Raw genomic sequence first — 17016 nt, 5'->3', positions numbered from 1 at the left:
TCAGATGTGTATAAGAGACAGAACACGAGCCGCCGCAGACGGCACAACTCATCGGCTTCCACGGCGGGCTCACCCCGGCTGAGACGGCGATCCCGCTGCTCACCTTCTCTCGTTGACGCCGCGCTGAGGGCGCAAGAGTACGAGTGGCCCCCGCTCCCAGCGCAGGGTCACCGCGACGGGGTTACTCGTTATCGCCGTACTCGTCGAACCAGTGGGCCAGCTTGCCGCGCCGGCTGACCGCTCGCAGCCGGCGTTCGGCGGACAAGCGGGTCTTGCTGGTGGTCACGATGAGCAGCTCGTCGCCGATGGTGATCCGAGTGTCGGGCTGCGGCACGAAGGTGTCGCCCTTGCGAATGATCAGCGTGATGACGCTCGGGTCGGGCAGCCGCAGCTCCAGCACCGAGACGTTGTGCAGTTTCGAACCCGGCTGCACCGTCATGGTCAGCAGCTCGGCCTCCAAGACGTCCAGCGGCGCCGCCTCGACCTGGATCTCGCGGGTGGCGTCGCGCGGGATCAGTCGTAGCCAGTGGGCGAACAACCCCAGGCTGGGGCCCTGCACCACCGTGTAGACCACCACCAGGATGAACACGATGTTGAGCAGGCGGTAGCTGTCCGGTACGCCCTCGACGATCGGGAAGGTCGCCAGCACGATCGGGACCGCGCCACGCAGTCCCGCCCAGGACAGGAAGATCTGTTCACGCCAGGGCACCTTGAACCAGATCAGCGACGCCACCACCGACACCGGCCGGCTCAACAGCAGCAGCACCGCACCGATGATCAGCGCCGGGATCAGTTCGCCGGACAACTGGCTCGGGCTCACCAGGAGGCCCAGCAACACGAAGAGCCCGATCTGCGCCAGCCAGCCCAGCCCCTCGGCGAACGAGCGGATGGCCGCGCGGTGCGGCAGGCCGGAGTTGGCCAGCACCACACCCGACAGGTAGGCGGCGATGAATCCGCTGGAGTGCAACGACGCCGCCGCCGCGAACGCCACCATGGCGAGCCCGAACGTCGCCAAGGGATACAGACCGGACGCCGGCAAGGCCGCCCGGCGCAGCATTATCGCGCCGAGTAGCCCGACGGCCAGGCCGATCGCCGAGCCCGCCACCAGCTCATAGAACACCCCGCCGATGGCGTGGACGGGGTCGATCACCAGCGGCGTCGTGCTCAGCATCAGCACCACGATGGCCGCCGGGGCATCGTTGAAACCGGACTCCGCCTCCAGCAGGCCGGCCACCCGTCTGGGCAGCGGCAGCACCCGCAGGATGGAGAACACCGCCGCGGCGTCGGTCGGTGAGACGATCGCACCCAGCAGGAACGCCAATTGCCAACTGATACCCAGCAGCAGGTGCGCGGCCACCGCTATCACCGCCATGCTGACCACGACGCCGACGGTGGCCAGCACCGCCGCCGGCGCCAGCAGCCGACGGATGTTGGCGAACCGGGTGGTCAAACCACCTTCGACCAGGATCACGGCCAGCGCGGTGGTGCCCAGGTCACTGGCCAGTTGTACGTCGGAGAAATCCAGGCCCAGCCCGTCGTTGCCGATCGCCACACCGACCAGCAGGAACAGCAACAGACTGGGCAGCCCGACCCGATCCGCCGCGCGGGTGGCGATAATGCTGGCCAGCAGAACCAAGCCCCCGATCAACAGAGCCAGGTAGAGCTGTTCCAGGCTCATCTGATCCCCGTTCGGGCTGTTGGTGGCGGTCGGACCCGCCTATGTGATTCGCTCAAAGTCGGCGGGTTCGTGTTATCTGTCAGTAAATCAGTAGCGCTGTCACGACTGTGTTACGCCCGGAGCGGCGGGTGATGAGGGGAGCCAGCATGCGCATCGGGATCGCCGGCGCCGGCGCGGTGGGGCGATCGGTCGCGCGAGAACTGATCGGCGACGGTCACCGGGTGCTGCTGATTGAACGCAACCCGGCGCACTACCAGCCCCATACCGTCCCGGAAGCTGAGTGGCTGCTCGCGGATGCCTGCGAGCTGAGCGCGCTGCGGGAATGCGGCATCGAGATCTGTGATGTGGTGATCGCTGCCACCGGTGACGACAAGGCCAACCTGGCCACCGCGTTGCTGGCCAAGGCGGAGTTCGGGGTGGCCCGGGTGGTGGCTCGGGTCAACAACGCCCGCAACGAGCCGCTGTTCACCGAAGAGTGGGGCATCGACGTGGCGGTCTCCACCCCACGGGCGATGGTCGCCGCGGTGGAGGGCGCCATCGACGTCGGCCACCTGGTCCCGTTGATGGGCCTGCGGCGCGGTCAGGCCAGCCTGACGAAACTGACTCTGCCCGAGGACAACCCGCTGATCGGTCGGCAGGTCTGTGACATCGTGCTGCCCGACGGCGCCGCGCTGGTCGCGGTGCAGCGCGGTGACCGGGTGATTCTGCCGCGGGCGACCGAGGCGCTGCAGGCCGGCGACGAGATGCTCTTCGCCGCGGCCAGCGGGATAGACGACGCGGTCCGCGCGGTGGTGCACGGCGCTCCCGCCGGCAGAAGGACACACTGACGTCGTGCCGTCGCGGTGGGGACCCGTGAGTACGGCGCCGAACGAGCAGGATGACGCCGGGAGCCTGGCCAGCGGCGCGGGCGTCATGGCCACTGTGCTGGCGGCGGCACGGGCCGCGGCGGTGTCGCGCGAGCTGATCAACGACCCGTTCGCAGCGCCGTTGGTGCACAAGGTCGGCCTGGAGTTCTGCATCCGGGTGGCCGACGGGGACCTCGACATCAGCCGGCTCGGCAGAGACGGGGGATTTCCCCGGTTTGCCGAGTTCTCCGCGGCGCGGACCCTGTTCTTCGACGCGTTCTTCACCGATGCCGCCCGCGCGGGCATCCGGCAGGCGGTGATCCTGGGCTCGGGGCTCGACACCCGGGCCTATCGGCTGTGGTGGCCGCCGGAGACCATCGTCTTCGAGGTCGACCATCCGCATGTCGTGGACTTCAAGACCAGCACCATGCGGGCCTGGGACGCCACGCCGAGCGTCAACCGTCGCGCGGTCGGCGTCGACTTACGCGGCGACTGGCCGGCGGCTTTGCGCCGGGTGGGTTTTGACGCCGCCGCGCCCACCGTGTGGGTGATCGAGGGGTTGCTGGTCTGGTACGTCCCCTCCGATGCGCAGAATCGTCTGCTCGACGGCGTCACTGCGCTCAGCGCGCCTGGCAGCCGGCTCGCCGCTGATCACGCGGTGCCGCCGAGCCGGCCGCAGGCCGTCCATCACGAATCACTCGTCGAGCGGTGGCGCCGGCGTGGCCTGAGCCTCACCGGGCCCGGCCCGTTCTATTCCGGAGAGCACACCGACGTCGTGCGGCATCTCACCGAAAGCGGCTGGGCCACCAACCAATCCGGTATCGCTGACCTGTTCGCGGCGGCCCGGCTGCCCCGGCTGTCCGACCGTGAACTCGACGGCGCTCCGGCGGCCATCCGCTACGTTGCGGCCGTCCGGCGCTGACCGCCCGACGCTATCCGGCCATGAATTCGGCGTAGGCCGAAGCCAACTCGGGCGGCAGGCCGGTGGTCTGGCATTGCCGCTGCGTCTCGCCGATGGGCGCCAGGATGTTCCGCAGTTCGAAGTACTCCTGCGGGTGTGCGGTGAAGTAGCTGCGCACATCCGCGGCGGCTTGTGGACGCGGTGCGCCGATGGCCTGATTGACCACCGCGTTGGCGCCGGGGTGCGCGGCCAGGTACTGCCGCGCTGAACCCGTCACCGAGTTCACGGTGTGGGATACCCCGGCTGGACTGCAGTCCGGTGCCGCAGACGCCGACGGCGCGACGACCAGGGCGGCGGCGGTGGCGCCAAGCAGTCCGGCACCGAGGCCGAGCCGGTGAAACATGGTGAAGCCGTGGGCTTTCGACATTGATTTTCCTTCCGGGTGTGGAATGCAGTTCCCGTCCGGAGCCCAAGGTACGCGCGGCTGGAGTGCACGCCATGTGTCCTGGGGCACACGATTGACGCTTGCAGCCATCGTTCCTGCACTGGTCGCAGCTTTTGGCGGCAATCACTCCACATGTACGGAGCGATTCGGTAAGGGCCGTCCTTAATCTGCGGGATCAGCACTTATCCGATCGTGACCTTAATATTTGCTGGCACGCTCGATTGCGGCCTCGGCGGCCTCTTTGATCGGCCCATGCCAGACGTCGCCGTGACCGGGTGCCAAGACCTCGGTCTCCAGCAACGCCAGCGCGCTGAGGCTGCGCAGACAGTCCTGCTGGCTGTAGCTGAAGAGCTCCGGCAGCAGTTGCGGCCCGCTGTGCGACAACACCGGATGGCCGGTGATCAGCGCATCCCCGCTGGCCAGCACGCCATCGACCAGGTACGAGCAGTGCCCGCGGGTGTGGCCGGGGGTGGGGATGGCGACCGGCTGACCGGGCAGTCCGGCGGCGATCTCGCCGGTCAGCGCTTGTGCGGACGGGATGCCCTCCCGGTTCAGGCCGCCGCTGCGCACCACGTGCGCGCTCCACAGTGCCCAGCTCGGCCGCCACAGTCGCGGAGCCAACGCCAGCGGTGAAACCTGCTCCAGATAATCGCGTTTGGCGTGGCCGACCTCGTCGGCGTGGCAGTAGACCGGGGTGCCGTGTGTCTTTGCGAGCCAGATCGCCGCACCGAAATGGTCGACGTGGGCATGGGTGAGCAACACCGCCCGCACATCGGCCGGGCGATAGCCCAAGGCGCCCAGCGACGCCGACACGTCGGCGCGATCGCCGGGGTAACCGGCGTCGATCAACATGACTCCGCTGTCGTCGGTGACCAGCAGCCAGTTGACGGCTTCGCCGCGGGCCAAGTACACCCGTTCGGTCACCGGAACGAGCTCGACGAGCTTCTCACCCATGCCCGTGAGTTTAGAAAGGCGGCGGGAGAGTAGAAAAGGTGGAATGGCGGAACTAAAACTCGGGTACAAGGCATCGGCAGAGCAGTTCGGGCCGCGGGAGCTGGTGGAGCTCGGCGTAGCCGCCGAAGCGCATGGGATGGACAGCGCCACCGTCAGCGACCACTTCCAGCCCTGGCGGCATGAAGGCGGGCATGCCCCGTTCTCGTTGGCCTGGATGACCGCGGTCGGCGAGCGGACCAGCAAGATCCAGCTCGGCACCTCGGTGCTGACCCCGACCTTCCGGTACAACCCCGCCGTCATCGCGCAGGCTTTCGCGACGATGAGCTGCCTGTATCCGCAGCGGATCTTTCTGGGGGTTGGCACCGGCGAGGCTTTGAACGAGATCGCCACCGGTTTCACCGGCGAGTGGCCCGAGTTCAAGGAGCGGTTCGGGCGGCTGCGTGAGTCGGTGCGGCTGATGCGCGAACTGTGGCGCGGTGACCGGGTGGACTTCGACGGTGACTACTACAAGCTCAAGGGCGCCTCGATCTACGACGTCCCGGAGTCCGGAGTGCCGGTCTACATCGCGGCCGGGGGGCCGGCGGTGGCGAAGTACGCGGGGCGCGTCGGCGACGGTTTCATCTGCACCTCCGGCAAGGGCGAGGAGCTCTACACCGAGAAGCTGATGCCGGCCGTGCGCGAGGGCGCGGCCATCGCCGAACGCGACGTCGACGGCGTCGACAAGATGATCGAGATCAAGATCTCCTATGACCCGGATCCCGACCTGGCGCTGAACAACACTCGATTCTGGGCGCCGCTGTCGCTGACCGCCGAGCAGAAGCACTCCATCGACGACCCGATCGAGATGGAGAAGGCCGCCGACGCGCTGCCGATCGAGCAGATCGCCAAACGCTGGATCGTCGCCTCGGACCCCGATGAGGCCGTGGAGAAAGTCGGCGAGTACGTGCAGTGGGGCCTGAACCATCTGGTGTTCCACGCACCCGGCCACGACCAGCGCCGTTTCCTGGAGCTGTTCAAGACCGACCTGGAGCCGCGGCTGCGCCGGCTGGGCTGAGCAGCTTCAGGGACCGGTCAGGCGTAACCGCAACCGGGGTCGGGCGCATCCTCGAAGAGCGGGGCGCCTACCGGCAACAGGTACACCGCCTGCAGCACCACCGGAGTCGACCCCAGGTTGCGGCCGATGTGGGCATGCTCGGGCCCGCCGGGTTCGGTGATCGGGTCGCCGGGTCCGTAGCTGCCGTCGAGACTGCAGTCGGCGCGATGATGGGTCAAGGTGCCCTGTCGCACGACGCCGAAGACGGTGCCGGGATGCCAGTGCCAGCCGGTGCTGCCGCCGGGTTCGATGGTGATCTCCCGCAGGAAGTAGTCTCGGCCGTCGACCGAGGTCTGGGACAGGGTCACCCCGCTGGTCTGGTCGCTCGGCGTCGCGGTGGCCGGTGGCGCCAGCGCGACCACTAAGGTCACGGAAATCGCGCAAGCTCGCCGAAGCCGGCTGGGGACGGTCATCGGATCTAGAACGTGCTCATCGGCCGCACCGCGTTGGCCGTGTCGACCAGGCGGTAGCGATGCTCCTGGGTGGGCGCGAGCCGGGCCAGGGCGCGCAGCGCCATCTCCACACCGAGCCGCAAACCGTGCTCGGTGAACGGGAATCCGAGGATGTGGTTCGTGCTGGCCTCGTGCTCGGTCAGCCAGTCCATCGCCGCGCCCAGCACCAGCGCCCGGATCTGCAACACTCGCGGTTCGGTGTCCGGCAGCGCCTCCACCCGGCGGGCAGCATCACGGATCTGGGCCTCAGTGATCTCGCTGGACGAACGCCCCGACAGCAGTGTCACCGCGCTGGTCAACCGCGCGGTGGTGAAATGCCTTGAGGTGGCTGGAACTTCGTCGAGGGTACGGACAGCCGCGGTCCGGTCGCCTTCCACCGAAAGAGCGCGGGCCAGACCGAAGGCGGCCGAGATCACGCTGTCGTCGGTGTGCCACACCGACTCGTAGAAACCGCGCTCGTCGTCGGTTCCGGCCAGCTCGGCGGTGGCGGCCAACGCCATCTTCGGCGCCAGCTCGCCGGGGAACATGTCGAGCACCTCGGTGAAGTCTTTGCGGGCCGCTTCGTAGTCGCCGGTGAGCAGTTCGGCCACCCCACGGAACCAGACCAGCCGCCAGAGCCAGCCCACCTGCTCCGCCAGGGCGTCGAGCTTGCTGGTCGCCTTGGTGACGTTGCCCAGGTCGAGCAGCGCCCGCACCTCCATCAGCGGCAGGCCGATGGACTCCGACAAATCGATGCCATCGGACTCCAGCGAGCTGTTTCGCACAGCGCGCAGCGAGTCGAGTGTCTGCACCGGTTCGCTGAGCTCCATCGACGACAACAGTGGAGCGGCGACATCGCTCGGGTCGATCAGCGGCACCTGCAGGGCAGTCACGATCTCACGTGCCGTCAGGTTCTGGGAGTGCACATGCCCGTCCAGGTAGACGTCGGTGTGCGCGACCAGCAGGTGCTCGCCGAAGGTGGACCGCGAACGGGTGAACACCGTCGACAGGCCGGGCCGCGGTGTCCCGGTGTCGCGGGCCACCACTTCGCGCAGTACGCCCATCAGCTGCGCGGACATCTCCTCGGCAGAGGAGAACCGCCTTCGCGGGTCGGGATCGATGGCCCGCCGCAGCAGCCGGCGGTAGGAGTCGTACTTCTTCAACACCGGGTCGTCGTCGGGCAGTCCCTCGACGTAGCGGCCGTCACGGGTGCGCAACTTCAGCGTCAGCGCGGCCAGGGTCCGACCCACGGTGTAGATGTCGGTGGCCACGGTAGGACCGGTGCGAACGATGTCGGGCGCCTGGAACCCGGGGGTGCCGTAGAGGTAGCCGAAGGAGTTGATGCGTGCCACCGCGCCGAGGTCGATCAGCTTCAGCTGCTCCTCGGTGAGCACTATGTTCTCCGGCTTGAGGTCGTTGTAGACCAGGCCCAGTGAATGCAGATAACCCAGGGCGGGAAGGATTTCCAGCATGTAGGCGATGGCTTGGGCTACCGGCAGCCGAGTGCCGCGGCGCTGTTTGAGCGATTGGCCGCCGACGTACTCCATCACGATGTAGCCGACCGGGTCGCCGTGGGAGTCCGGGTGCTGAACGAAGTTGAAGATCTTGACGATCGACGGATGGGTTACCTCGGCAAGGAACTGCCGCTCGGCCATCGCGATGGCCTGCGCCTCGGCGTCGCCGGAATGCACCAGGCCCTTGAGCACCACCGGACGCTCGTTGACGTTGTGGTCGACCGCCAGATACACCCAGCCCAGACCGCCGTGGGCCACGCAGCCCTTGATCTCGTATTGGCCGGCCACCATATCGCCGGGTTTGAGCTGCGGCAGAAAGGAATACGGGCTTCCACAGTGTGGGCACCAGCCTTCGGAGGCGCCCTTCGCATCCCCGGTGGACCGGCCCACCGGTCGGCCGCAATTCCAGCAGAAGCGCTTGGACTCGGCGACTTCCGGATCGTCCATCAGCGCGGCGAGCGGGTCGATCGGGGGAACCCGGGGGATCTCCACCAGGCCGCCGCCCAGCCGCCGCCGCGGAGCGACGGGGCGCACCACCGTCGTGTCATGGGATTCGACCGAAATCGCGGAGTTCGAGCCCTCCCGGGGGCGGAAGATCGCCTGGGTCGACATCGGCCGACGTACCGACGACGATTCCGCCAGCACGTCCGCGCGCTGAGTGGCCGGGCCGTCGTCTTCCAGTTCGGCCGCGGTCTGCCCTGCGTCGTCGTCGCGGTCAGCCATCAGTCCGAATACCTCGGTGTCGGTGGTACCGGCGCCGGCCCCAGCACCGTCAACCACTTGCGGTACAAGGTGTTCCACGTGCCGTCGCGGCGGATGCGCTCCAATGTTCCGTTGACGAAGCGCACCAGCCCGGTGTTGTTCAGGTTGATCCCGATCCCGTACGGCTCCTCGTCCATGCTCGGTCCGACGATGTGCAGGTACGGGTCCTGAGACATCAGGCCGGCCAAGATCGAGTCGTCGGTGCTGACGGCGTCGACCTGACGCTGTTGCAGCGCCACCAGGCAGTCGGCCCAGTTCACCACCGAAACGATGATCGGGGCCGGAGTGATGTTGCGGATCCGCCGCAGCGAGGTGGTGCCCTGCGCCACACAGACCCGCTTGCCGGAGAGGTCCGCGGCCTGGCGGATCGCGGAGTCGCGCGGGACCAGCAGTCGCTGATTGGCCACCAGGTACACCGTGGAGAAGTTCACCAGCTCACGTCGGCCGCAAGTGATGCTCATGGTCTTGACCACGATATCGACTTCGGACTTCTGCAGGGCCGCGATCCGTTCGGCCGACGCCAGTATTCGGTATTCGACTTGCGAGGGCGTGCCGAAGATGTCGCGGGCTACCTCGCCGGCGATATCGACGTCGAAGCCGGTGATCTCACCGGTGATCGGGTCGCGGAAGCTGAACAGGTTGCTGCCGATGTCCAGCCCGACGATCAGCCGGCCCCGATGGCGGATCTTGGCGACCGCCGCATCAGCCTCGGCCTTGGTGTGGAACGGGCGCAGGCTGGCGGTGGCATCGCAGTCCTCGGTGCGCGGTTCCGGCGGCCGTGGCGCCTCCGGCGCCAACTCCTCCATACCGGCCGGGGTGGGCGGTGGCAGCGTCGGCATCGCGGTCGCGGTCACGAATTCCGAGCGGCCGCAGCCGGTCAGGCCGGACAGCACCAACACGGCGCTCAATGCGCACAGCAGCAACCGGGGCCGACGTTGGATCATCATCTGTACTCGTTCAGTCGAGGCCACAAGCCCAGCGCGACCGCGATCGCGGCACCCATGCTCAGTACCGCGCCGCCCACCGGGGCCACCGACAGTACCCGGCGGGCGTTGAGGACATCGCCGCGCAGCTGATTGCGACTGTGCTGCAGCGCCTTGTCCAGGGCCGCATCGAGCTGGTCGAACGCCGGCGTCGAGTCGTCGCCGCTGCCTCCCAGCGCGACCTGGGTGGCGGCCCGGTAGTTGCCGACGCTGATGTACGCGTTCATCCGATCATTGGCCTGCCGCCAGCGGGCCAGCAGCTGCCCGGCGTTGGCCAGGTCGGCCTTGTCCACGGCGTCGCCGCGCTCCAGATACTCCTGCAGCTGCTCCTGCATGGTGTCGATGCGCTGGTAGAAGGTCTGCTTGCGGGTCTCCTCGTCGCCGCGCCGGATCAGCGACAGGGTCTCGTCGGCACGGGCCTGCTGCGCGGTGATCGCCAGATTGGTGATCTCTTTGAGCGACTCGGCGCCGGTGTCCTTGGCGGTGCGGCTGCCCGCGGTGGAGATCACCAGCACCGTTCCGACCCAGATGACCATCAACAGAATCGCGAGGCCACCGGCGACCAGACCGGGGTTGATCCGGCGCCGGGTGTGTCGGGCCAGCCAGCGGTGCGCGAACGCGCCGAACAGCACGGTGGTCGCGACCACCAAAATCACCGGTGCCGGAACCCGCGTCGACGCCGTGGTCTGCACGTCCACGGTCGCCGAAGTCGCCTGGTAGAGGCGCTGGGCGTCGGGAAGGATGGTGTGCTGCATCAGCTCGGAGGCTTCCGACAGGTACGACGAGCCGACTGGATCACCCGAGCGGTTATTGGTCCGGGCCGTCTCGATCAGACCGGTGTAGACGGCCAGCTGCGCATTGATTCGGCCCAGCAGTTGCAGCAGTGGCTCGTCGTCCAGACCGCCGGAGGCCCTGGTCACTGCCACCGCGGCGGCGGTGATGGCCTGTTCGTAGCGTTCCCGCACCGCCCGCGGTTCGCCCTGGGCGATGAATGCGGTGGCTGCCGCGGCGTCGGCGACCGACAGGGTGGTGTAGAGCTGCCCGGCGGCATACGCCAACGGCTCGGTGTGGTCGAGCACCGTGGTCAGGGTGTTCTGCCGGTTGTTGATCGTGGTGGCGGTGGCGAAGGCGCTGAGGCCGCCGAGGGCGGCGAGGATGAGTCCGATGGCCAGAATGCGGCCGGGGGTGGTGGTGAAGAACCACCATCGGGGTCTGGCCGGTTCGGTCGGCGACCGTAACCCCGCTGGCTCGGTTGACGGGTGCGCCAACTCAACGGTCACGTCTGTTCAGGCTCCATCCCTGCGGCTGATCGCGGCACCAACGATAATAAAGGGATTCTAAGAGCGTGGGCGGTGTCTGCGCGGCCTCTCGGGCCGGTTGTTGTCGAAAACGTCGCGTGATCTCGCCAGAACCGAGACCTTGCCCGCCCCGATACGCTTCCAAGCGTGCGTGGTGACGGCGATGGGTGGGCGTTCTCCGATACCGGCGTCCGCTTCTGGGGCCGGCACGGTGCGGCGGGGCTGCTTCTGCGGGCTCCCCGGCCCAGTGGTGCCCGCACCGTGCTGCTGCAACACCGCGCCTGGTGGAGCCATCAGGGCGGCACCTGGGCGCTGCCCGGCGGCGCTCGCGACAGCCACGAGACCGCTGAAGAGGCCGCGATCCGGGAGGCGCAGGAGGAGGCCGGCCTGCCCGCCGAGCGGATCATCGTGCGCGCGGCGGTGGTGACCGCGTCGGCCAGTGGCACCAGCTGGACCTACACCACCGTCGTCGCCGACGCCGACGAGTTGCTGCCGGTGGTGCCCAATGGAGAGAGCACCGAACTGCGGTGGGTCGACGAACATGACGTCGCCGGGCTGCCGTTGCATCCGGGTTTCGCCGCCAGCTGGGATTTGTTGCGCGGGCTGGAACTGCCCGGCTGAGACCGGCCGCCCGCTACGCCCCGGTCAGCCCGGCCCGCAGTGCCGCCGCCGCGGCCCGGGGGTCCTCGGCAGCGGTGATCGCGCGCACCACCACCACCCGGCTGGCGCCGGCCGCCACCACCTGCGGCAGCCGCTCGAGGTCGATACCGCCGATGGCGAACCACGGCTTGGCCTGGCCCGCGTCGGCGGCGAACCGCACCAGCTCCAGCCCCGGGGCCGATCGGCCCGGCTTGGTCGGCGTGGGCCAGCACGGCCCAGTGCAGAAGTAGTCGACCGGCTCGGACAGGGCCGTGCTGACCTGATCGCGGTCATGGCACGACCGGCCGATCAGCATCTGCGGCCCGATGACCTCGCGCGCCGCCGGCAGCGGCAGGTCGTCTTGGCCCAGGTGCAGCACGTCGGCACCGGCGGCACGGGCGATGTCGGCGCGGTCATTGACCGCCAGCAGGGCCCCGTGCTGTCGCGCGGCGTCAGCCAGGATCTCCAGCGCCGCCAGTTCGCCGCGGGCCTCCAGCGGGCCGAACCGCTGCTCGCCCGCCGAACCCTTGTCGCGCAGTTGGATGATGTCGACGCCACCGGCCAGCGCGGCATCGGCGAACTCGGCCAGGTCACCGCGTTCCCGGCGGGCATCGGTGCACAGGTAGAGCCGGGCATCCGCGAGTCGGGCGCGACGGTCGGAGGGCGGGCTGGGGGGTCGGCCGGAGGGTTTGTGCACACCGCGACGCTAGCGGCTAGCTTGGTGTGTTGACACGCGAGCAGGTGGAAGGGAGCAGCACATGCCCGGACCCTCGCTCGGTTCGCTGGCCGTGATCGGCGGCGGTGTCATCGGGCTGTCGGTGGCTCGGCAGGCCGCCCGGGCCGGCTGGTCGGTGCGGGTGCACCGCACCACTGAATACGGCGCCTCCTGGGTGGCAGGTGGCATGCTGGCCCCGCACAGTGAGGGGTGGCCGGGCGAGGACCGGCAGCTGCGGCTGGGATTGCGCTCGCTGGAGCTGTGGCACGACTTCCTCGACGGGCTGCCGGCCCAGGTTGTCACCGCGCGCGAATCGCTGGTGGTGGCCGCCGACCGCGCCGACGTCGCAGACTTGCGCACTGTCGCCGACTGGCTGTCCGCGCAGGGCCACCCGGTGATCTGGGAATCCGCCGCCCGTGACATCGAACCGCTGCTGGCCGGCACCATTCGGCACGGTTTCCGGGCCCCCACCGAGTTGGCGGTGGACAACCGCGCGGTGGTCACCGCCCTGGTCGACTCGTGCGAGGACCTGGGCGTCAGTTGGGCCCCACCGGTGGGAGACCTCGCCGAAGTGGCCACCGACGATGCGGTGGTGATCGCCAACGGCATCGACGCCCCCGCGCTGTGGCCCGGCCTGGCGATCCGCCCGGTCAAGGGCGAGGTGTTGCGGCTGCGCTGGCGCAAAGGCTGCCTGCCGCCACCGCAGCGGGTGATCCGAGCGCGGGTGCACGGTCGCGCGGTCTATCTGGTGCCGCGTCCCGATGGTGTGGTGGTGGGGGCTACCCAGTACGAGCACGGCCGAGACACCGCGCCGGCGGTCTCCGGGGTGCGCGACCTGCTCGATGACGCCTGCGCGCTGGTTCCGGCGCTGGGGGAGTATGAGCTGGCCGAATGCGCCGCGGGCCTGCGGCCGATGACGCCGGACAACCTGCCGCTGGTGCATCGTCTCGACGACCGGACCTATGTCGCTGCCGGGCATGGCCGCAACGGGTTCCTGTTGGCACCATGGACCGCCGAACAGGTTGTGTCCGAACTACTTCCGGTTGGAGTACAGCAATGATCATCAATGTCAACCAGAAGCAGGTGGAAGTGGCTGAGGCGACTACCGTCGCGTCGCTGCTGGCTTCGATGGGTTATCCCGATCGCGGTATCGCGGTGGCGGTTGACCGGGCGGTGCTGCCGAAATCGCGCTGGGCCACCACGTTGTCCGATGGTGCCTGTCTCGACGTGGTGACGGCGGTGCAAGGTGGTTGACGACGTGAAATTGACCATCGCCGGGCGGGAGTTCAGCTCCCGGCTCATCATGGGAACCGGTGGGGCGCAAAGCCTGACGTCGCTGGAAGAGGCGTTGGTGGCTTCCGGCACCGAGCTGACCACGGTCGCGATGCGCCGCGTCGATGCCGAAGGCGGAACCGGCATGCTGGACCTGCTGAGCCGGCTCGGCATTACGCCGCTGCCCAACACCGCCGGCTGCCGCAGTGCCGCTGAAGCGGTGCTGACCGCCCAGTTGGCACGTGAGGCGCTCGGTACCGAATGGGTCAAGCTGGAGGTGATCGGCGACGAGCGCACCCTGCTGCCAGACGGCATCGAATTGGTGCGTGCCGCTGAACAATTGGTCGACGACGGGTTTGTGGTGCTGCCCTACACCAATGACGACCCGGTGCTGGCCCGCCGGCTCGAGGACGTCGGATGTGCGGCCGTGATGCCGCTGGGCTCGCCGATCGGCACCGGGCTGGGCATCGCCAACCCGCACAGCATCGAGATGATCGTCGCCGCCGCCGGGGTCCCGGTGGTGCTCGACGCCGGCATCGGCACCGCCAGCGATGCCGCGTTGGCAATGGAGCTGGGCTGCGATGCGGTGCTGCTGGCCACCGCGGTGACCCGGGCGGCCGACCCGCCGGCGATGGCCGCGGCCATGGCGGCCGCAGTCACCGCCGGGTATCTGGCGCGACGTGCCGGACGAATTCCGAAGCGGTTCTGGGCGCAGGCGTCGAGCCCCGCCCTGTGATGCCCGTCGAGGGTGAACGTCGCGATGCGTCGGCGCCATGTCGCTTCGCCGGATTCCCGCTCGGCGGAGAGCAACGTCGATGAATCGCTATGTCGCCTTAGGGAGTTCGATGGCGGCCGGACCCGGAATCCGGCCTCGTGCCGCCGGCGCGCCGCGGGCGTCGGGCCGCTCGGCACGCAACTACCCGCACCTGGTCGCCCGCAGGCTGAACCTCGATCTGGTTGACGTCACGTTCTCCGGCGCCACGACTGCCCATCTGCTCAAGGAGCGCCAACACGGTGCGCCACCCCAGATCGACGCGCTGGACGGTTCGGAGTCCCTGGTGACCGTCACCATCGGCGGCAACGATGTCGGCTACGTGCCGCTGTTGATGGCCGCGACGCTGCCCGGGATCTTCCAGCGGCTGCCCGCCGTGGCCGCGCTGTTGGACCCTGGGCAGCGCAAGCAGGCGCTGGGCGAGGTCGAAGCAGCGCTGCGGGCCGTCGGCGCGGCCGTGCGGAGCCGCGCACCGCAGGCTCGGGTGTTCTTCGTCGACTACCTGACTCTGCTGCCGCCGGCCGGGGTCAGCGCCGGGCGGTTGCCCGAGGACGTCGTGACGCTGGCCCGCCACGTCGCCCACGGTTTGGAGCGCCACACCGCCGCGGCGGCCGCCGCCACCGGCTGTGAGCTCATCCGCGCCGGCGATGCCAGCCGGGAGCACCATCCCTGGTCGGCGCGAGCCTGGACGGTGGGAGCGGGCCTGCCGCTGCCGTGGTGGCCATGGCCCTTTCACCCCAACGCCGCCGGTATGGCCGCGATCGCCGAGCTGGTCGTCGTGCGTTGCGGCGGCCGGGCCTGACTTCGCATCAGCTTCCTACCCACTAACGTGGGGTCGGTGGACTACAAGTCGAAGTTGATCCCTGCCCTCGGCGCCGTGTTGGTCGGTGCGCTGTTCAGCGCCGGCTGCAGCCGCACGCCGGAAAACACCGAGCAGGGAGCAGATCCCGCCGCGGCCGCTGAGTTCGCCAGTAGCCTGCGCGACAAGGTCACGGTCGACGCCATGATGGCGCACCTGCAGAAGCTGCAGGACATCGCCGACGCCAACAACGGCACCCGTGCCATCGGCACCCCGGGCTACGACGCCAGCGTCGAGTACGTGGCCAGCACCTTGCGTGATCACGGCTTCGACGTCCAGACCCCGGAGTTCACCGCGCGGGTGTTCAAATCCGAGCCCGGCTCGGTGCACCTCGGCGACAAAACAGTCGAAGCCCGCGCGCTGATGTACAGCCTCGGGACACCGCCCGAGGGGGTCACCGGTCCGCTGGTCGCGGCACCGGCTGACGACAGCCCCGGCTGCAGCGCCGAAGACTACGAGGGGCTGACGGTCAAAGGCGCCGTCGTACTGGTAGACCGCGGCACCTGCCCGTTCAAGGAGAAGATGGCCGTCGCCGTCGAGCTGGGCGCGGTGGCGATGGTGGTGGCCGACAGCGTCGACGAACCGAAGATGGGCGGCACCCTCGGTGAGCAGACCGAGGTCAAGGTTCCGGTGGTGAGCGTGACCAAGGCTGACGGCGCGATGCTGCGCGACGGACGCGGGGCGATGACGGTCAAGCTCGAAGCGCACACCGACGACATCCCGTCCCGCAATGTGATTGCGCAGACCAAGAGCGGGTCAACGGAGAACGTGGTCATGCTCGGAGCCCACCTGGACAGCGTTCCGGAGGGCCCCGGCATCAACGACAACGGCTCCGGCGTCGCCGCGGTGCTGGAAACCGCTTTGCAGTTGGGAGATTCGCCCGAGGTGCGCAATGCAGTGCGGTTCGGTTTCTGGGGCGCCGAAGAGCTCGGCCTGATCGGCTCGCGGAAGTACGTCGAGTCGCTGGACGAGGAGCAACTCAAGAACGTCGCGCTGTATCTGAACTTCGACATGCTGGGTTCGCCGAATCCCGGCTATTTCACCTACGACGGCGACCAGTCGCTGCCGGCGGACAAGCGCGGCCAGCCGGTGGTGCCGGAAGGTTCGGCCGGCATCGAGCGGACCATGGTCGCCTACCTCAAGTCGGCCGGCAAGGAGCCGCGCGACACCTCGTTCGACGGCCGCTCCGACTACGACGGATTCACCCAGGCCGGTATCCCCTCCGGCGGGTTGTTCTCCGGTGCGGAGGTGAAGAAGTCGCCCGAGGAGGCCAAGCTGTGGGGCGGCGCCGCCGATGAGCCCTTCGACCCGAACTATCACCAAAAGGGCGACACCATCGAGAACATCGACCGCGACGAACTGGCCATCAACGGCGGCGGAGTGCCCTATTCCGTCGGGCTGTACGCCCAGGATCTCAGCGGCCGCAACGGGGTCCCGGTGCGCGACGATCGCACCCGCCACATCCTCACCCAGCCATGATCCGTCCGGCGGGAGCCCTGCTGGTCGCTGTCGGCGTATTGGCGGGCTGCTCGCCGGAGCCCGTGCAGCCGCCGCTGTCGAATCGGCTGGCGGGCCAGGTCACCGTCGCGGGGATGCTGACGCATCTGCAGCGACTGCAGGAGATCGCCGACACACACCAACGGAATCGGGCTGACGGCACGCCGGGGTACGACGCCAGTGCCGATTATGTGGCCAATGCCCTGCGCGACAAGGGTTTCGAGGTGGTGACGCCCGAACTCATCCGGTTGGACACCATCTCGGCCGGTAAACCCACGCTGACCGTCGCCGGGGTTGGTTACCCGGTCGATCAGGCCTCGCTGCTGGTGCGCACACCGGCCCTGTCTCTTATACACAT

General features: G+C 68.7%; 17 protein-coding genes and 1 pseudogene. 10 read left to right on the top strand and 8 right to left on the bottom strand.

Annotated features, from left to right (window positions below; all coding sequences use genetic code 11):
• Positions 1-181: 181 nt before the first annotated feature.
• Positions 182-1678, bottom strand: coding sequence for a potassium/proton antiporter (locus LI94_RS14730; protein WP_024440151.1), 1497 nt, complete (start codon positions 1676-1678; stop codon positions 182-184).
• Between the two features lie 146 nt (positions 1679-1824).
• Between LI94_RS14730 and LI94_RS14725 the strand changes: the two genes are divergently transcribed.
• The gene (locus tag LI94_RS14725) at positions 1825-2505 is read left to right on the top strand and encodes a TrkA family potassium uptake protein (RefSeq protein WP_024440150.1); all 681 of its coding nucleotides are present in this window, start codon (positions 1825-1827) and stop codon (positions 2503-2505) included.
• A 25-nt stretch (positions 2506-2530) separates the two neighbouring features.
• Positions 2531-3445, top strand: coding sequence for an SAM-dependent methyltransferase (locus LI94_RS14720; RefSeq protein ID WP_052739950.1), 915 nt, complete (start codon positions 2531-2533; stop codon positions 3443-3445).
• Between the two features lie 10 nt (positions 3446-3455).
• Here the strand turns inward: LI94_RS14720 and LI94_RS14715 are convergent, their stop codons facing one another.
• A complete protein-coding gene (locus LI94_RS14715) occupies positions 3456-3851 on the bottom strand; it encodes a heme-binding protein (RefSeq protein ID WP_024440148.1) in 396 nt (131 codons plus the stop codon).
• Positions 3852-4067: 216 nt separating this feature from the next.
• Positions 4068-4823, bottom strand: a complete 756-nt coding sequence (locus LI94_RS14710; RefSeq protein ID WP_046301638.1) for an MBL fold metallo-hydrolase — start codon at positions 4821-4823, stop codon at positions 4068-4070.
• A 43-nt stretch (positions 4824-4866) separates the two neighbouring features.
• Between LI94_RS14710 and fgd the strand changes: the two genes are divergently transcribed.
• Positions 4867-5877 (top strand): glucose-6-phosphate dehydrogenase (coenzyme-F420), encoded by a 1011-nt coding sequence (gene fgd, locus LI94_RS14705; protein ID WP_024440146.1) that lies wholly within the window; start codon positions 4867-4869, stop codon positions 5875-5877.
• Positions 5878-5894: 17 nt separating this feature from the next.
• On the opposite strand, the gene LI94_RS14700 is transcribed toward fgd, so the two are convergent.
• From LI94_RS14700 to glnX, 4 genes are read right to left on the bottom strand one after another with little or no spacing between them, the layout of a single operon-like run.
• Positions 5895-6287 carry a cupin domain-containing protein gene (locus tag LI94_RS14700; protein WP_239651237.1) on the bottom strand — a complete coding sequence of 131 codons (393 nt, stop codon included), beginning with the start codon at positions 6285-6287 and terminating at the stop codon, positions 5895-5897.
• Positions 6288-6334: 47 nt separating this feature from the next.
• On the bottom strand, positions 6335-8584 hold the full coding sequence (locus tag LI94_RS14695) for a serine/threonine-protein kinase PknG (protein ID WP_024440144.1): 2250 nt from the start codon (positions 8582-8584) through the stop codon (positions 6335-6337).
• On the bottom strand, positions 8584-9567 hold the full coding sequence (locus LI94_RS14690; protein ID WP_036456830.1) for a glutamate ABC transporter substrate-binding protein: 984 nt from the start codon (positions 9565-9567) through the stop codon (positions 8584-8586). Before LI94_RS14690 ends, LI94_RS14695 begins: the two co-directional genes overlap by 1 nt.
• Positions 9567-10886 (bottom strand): protein kinase G-activating protein GlnX, encoded by a 1320-nt coding sequence (gene glnX, locus LI94_RS14685; protein ID WP_024440142.1) that lies wholly within the window; start codon positions 10884-10886, stop codon positions 9567-9569. Before glnX ends, LI94_RS14690 begins: the two co-directional genes overlap by 1 nt.
• A 165-nt stretch (positions 10887-11051) precedes the next feature.
• On the opposite strand from glnX, the gene LI94_RS14680 reads away from it, so the two are divergent.
• Positions 11052-11525 (top strand): NUDIX hydrolase, encoded by a 474-nt coding sequence (locus LI94_RS14680; RefSeq protein ID WP_046301636.1) that lies wholly within the window; start codon positions 11052-11054, stop codon positions 11523-11525.
• Positions 11526-11538: 13 nt separating this feature from the next.
• Here the strand turns inward: LI94_RS14680 and thiE are convergent, their stop codons facing one another.
• On the bottom strand, positions 11539-12240 hold the full coding sequence (gene thiE, locus LI94_RS14675; RefSeq protein WP_046301635.1) for a thiamine phosphate synthase: 702 nt from the start codon (positions 12238-12240) through the stop codon (positions 11539-11541).
• Between the two features lie 61 nt (positions 12241-12301).
• Here thiE and thiO point away from each other — a divergent pair, with 61 nt between their 5' ends.
• From thiO to LI94_RS14645, 6 genes and pseudogenes are all read left to right on the top strand, one after another.
• Positions 12302-13318 carry a glycine oxidase ThiO gene (gene thiO / locus LI94_RS14670; protein ID WP_024440139.1) on the top strand — a complete coding sequence of 339 codons (1017 nt, stop codon included), beginning with the start codon at positions 12302-12304 and terminating at the stop codon, positions 13316-13318.
• Positions 13315-13512 (top strand): sulfur carrier protein ThiS, encoded by a 198-nt coding sequence (gene thiS / locus LI94_RS14665; RefSeq protein ID WP_024440138.1) that lies wholly within the window; start codon positions 13315-13317, stop codon positions 13510-13512. Before thiO ends, thiS begins: the two co-directional genes overlap by 4 nt.
• On the top strand, positions 13505-14266 hold the full coding sequence (locus LI94_RS14660; RefSeq protein ID WP_024440137.1) for a thiazole synthase: 762 nt from the start codon (positions 13505-13507) through the stop codon (positions 14264-14266). The genes thiS and LI94_RS14660 overlap by 8 nt, the downstream gene beginning before the upstream one ends.
• Positions 14267-14345: 79 nt before the next feature.
• The gene (locus tag LI94_RS14655) at positions 14346-15104 is read left to right on the top strand and encodes an SGNH/GDSL hydrolase family protein (protein WP_046301634.1); all 759 of its coding nucleotides are present in this window, start codon (positions 14346-14348) and stop codon (positions 15102-15104) included.
• 36 nt (positions 15105-15140) lie between these two features.
• On the top strand, positions 15141-16640 hold the full coding sequence (locus tag LI94_RS14650; RefSeq protein WP_152664833.1) for a M28 family metallopeptidase: 1500 nt from the start codon (positions 15141-15143) through the stop codon (positions 16638-16640).
• A pseudogene (locus LI94_RS14645) lies at positions 16637-17016 on the top strand (peptidase M28); the annotation flags it as partial. The gene LI94_RS14650 and the pseudogene LI94_RS14645, both read left to right, overlap by 4 nt.

This window comes from Mycobacterium sp. UM_Kg27, assembly GCF_000972905.1.
GTDB lineage: Bacteria > Actinomycetota > Actinomycetes > Mycobacteriales > Mycobacteriaceae > Mycobacterium.
Note: the sequence above shows the minus strand (reverse complement) of the source record. Positions and strands in the feature narration are given on the sequence as shown.

What these genes read in the sequence shown, in the direction of transcription:
- LI94_RS14730 (WP_024440151.1), bottom strand. Translation starts at nt 1,678, where the DNA reads ATGAGCCTGGAACAGCTCTACCTGGCTCTGTTGATCGGGGGCTTGGTT.
- LI94_RS14725 (WP_024440150.1), top strand. Translation starts at nt 1,825, where the DNA reads ATGCGCATCGGGATCGCCGGCGCCGGCGCGGTGGGGCGATCGGTCGCG.
- LI94_RS14715 (WP_024440148.1), bottom strand. Translation starts at nt 3,851, where the DNA reads ATGTCGAAAGCCCACGGCTTCACCATGTTTCACCGGCTCGGCCTCGGT.
- LI94_RS14710 (WP_046301638.1), bottom strand. Translation starts at nt 4,823, where the DNA reads ATGGGTGAGAAGCTCGTCGAGCTCGTTCCGGTGACCGAACGGGTGTAC.
- fgd (WP_024440146.1), top strand. Translation starts at nt 4,867, where the DNA reads ATGGCGGAACTAAAACTCGGGTACAAGGCATCGGCAGAGCAGTTCGGG.
- LI94_RS14695 (WP_024440144.1), bottom strand. Translation starts at nt 8,584, where the DNA reads ATGGCTGACCGCGACGACGACGCAGGGCAGACCGCGGCCGAACTGGAA.
- LI94_RS14690 (WP_036456830.1), bottom strand. Translation starts at nt 9,567, where the DNA reads ATGATCCAACGTCGGCCCCGGTTGCTGCTGTGCGCATTGAGCGCCGTG.
- thiO (WP_024440139.1), top strand. Translation starts at nt 12,302, where the DNA reads ATGCCCGGACCCTCGCTCGGTTCGCTGGCCGTGATCGGCGGCGGTGTC.
- thiS (WP_024440138.1), top strand. Translation starts at nt 13,315, where the DNA reads ATGATCATCAATGTCAACCAGAAGCAGGTGGAAGTGGCTGAGGCGACT.
- LI94_RS14655 (WP_046301634.1), top strand. Translation starts at nt 14,346, where the DNA reads ATGAATCGCTATGTCGCCTTAGGGAGTTCGATGGCGGCCGGACCCGGA.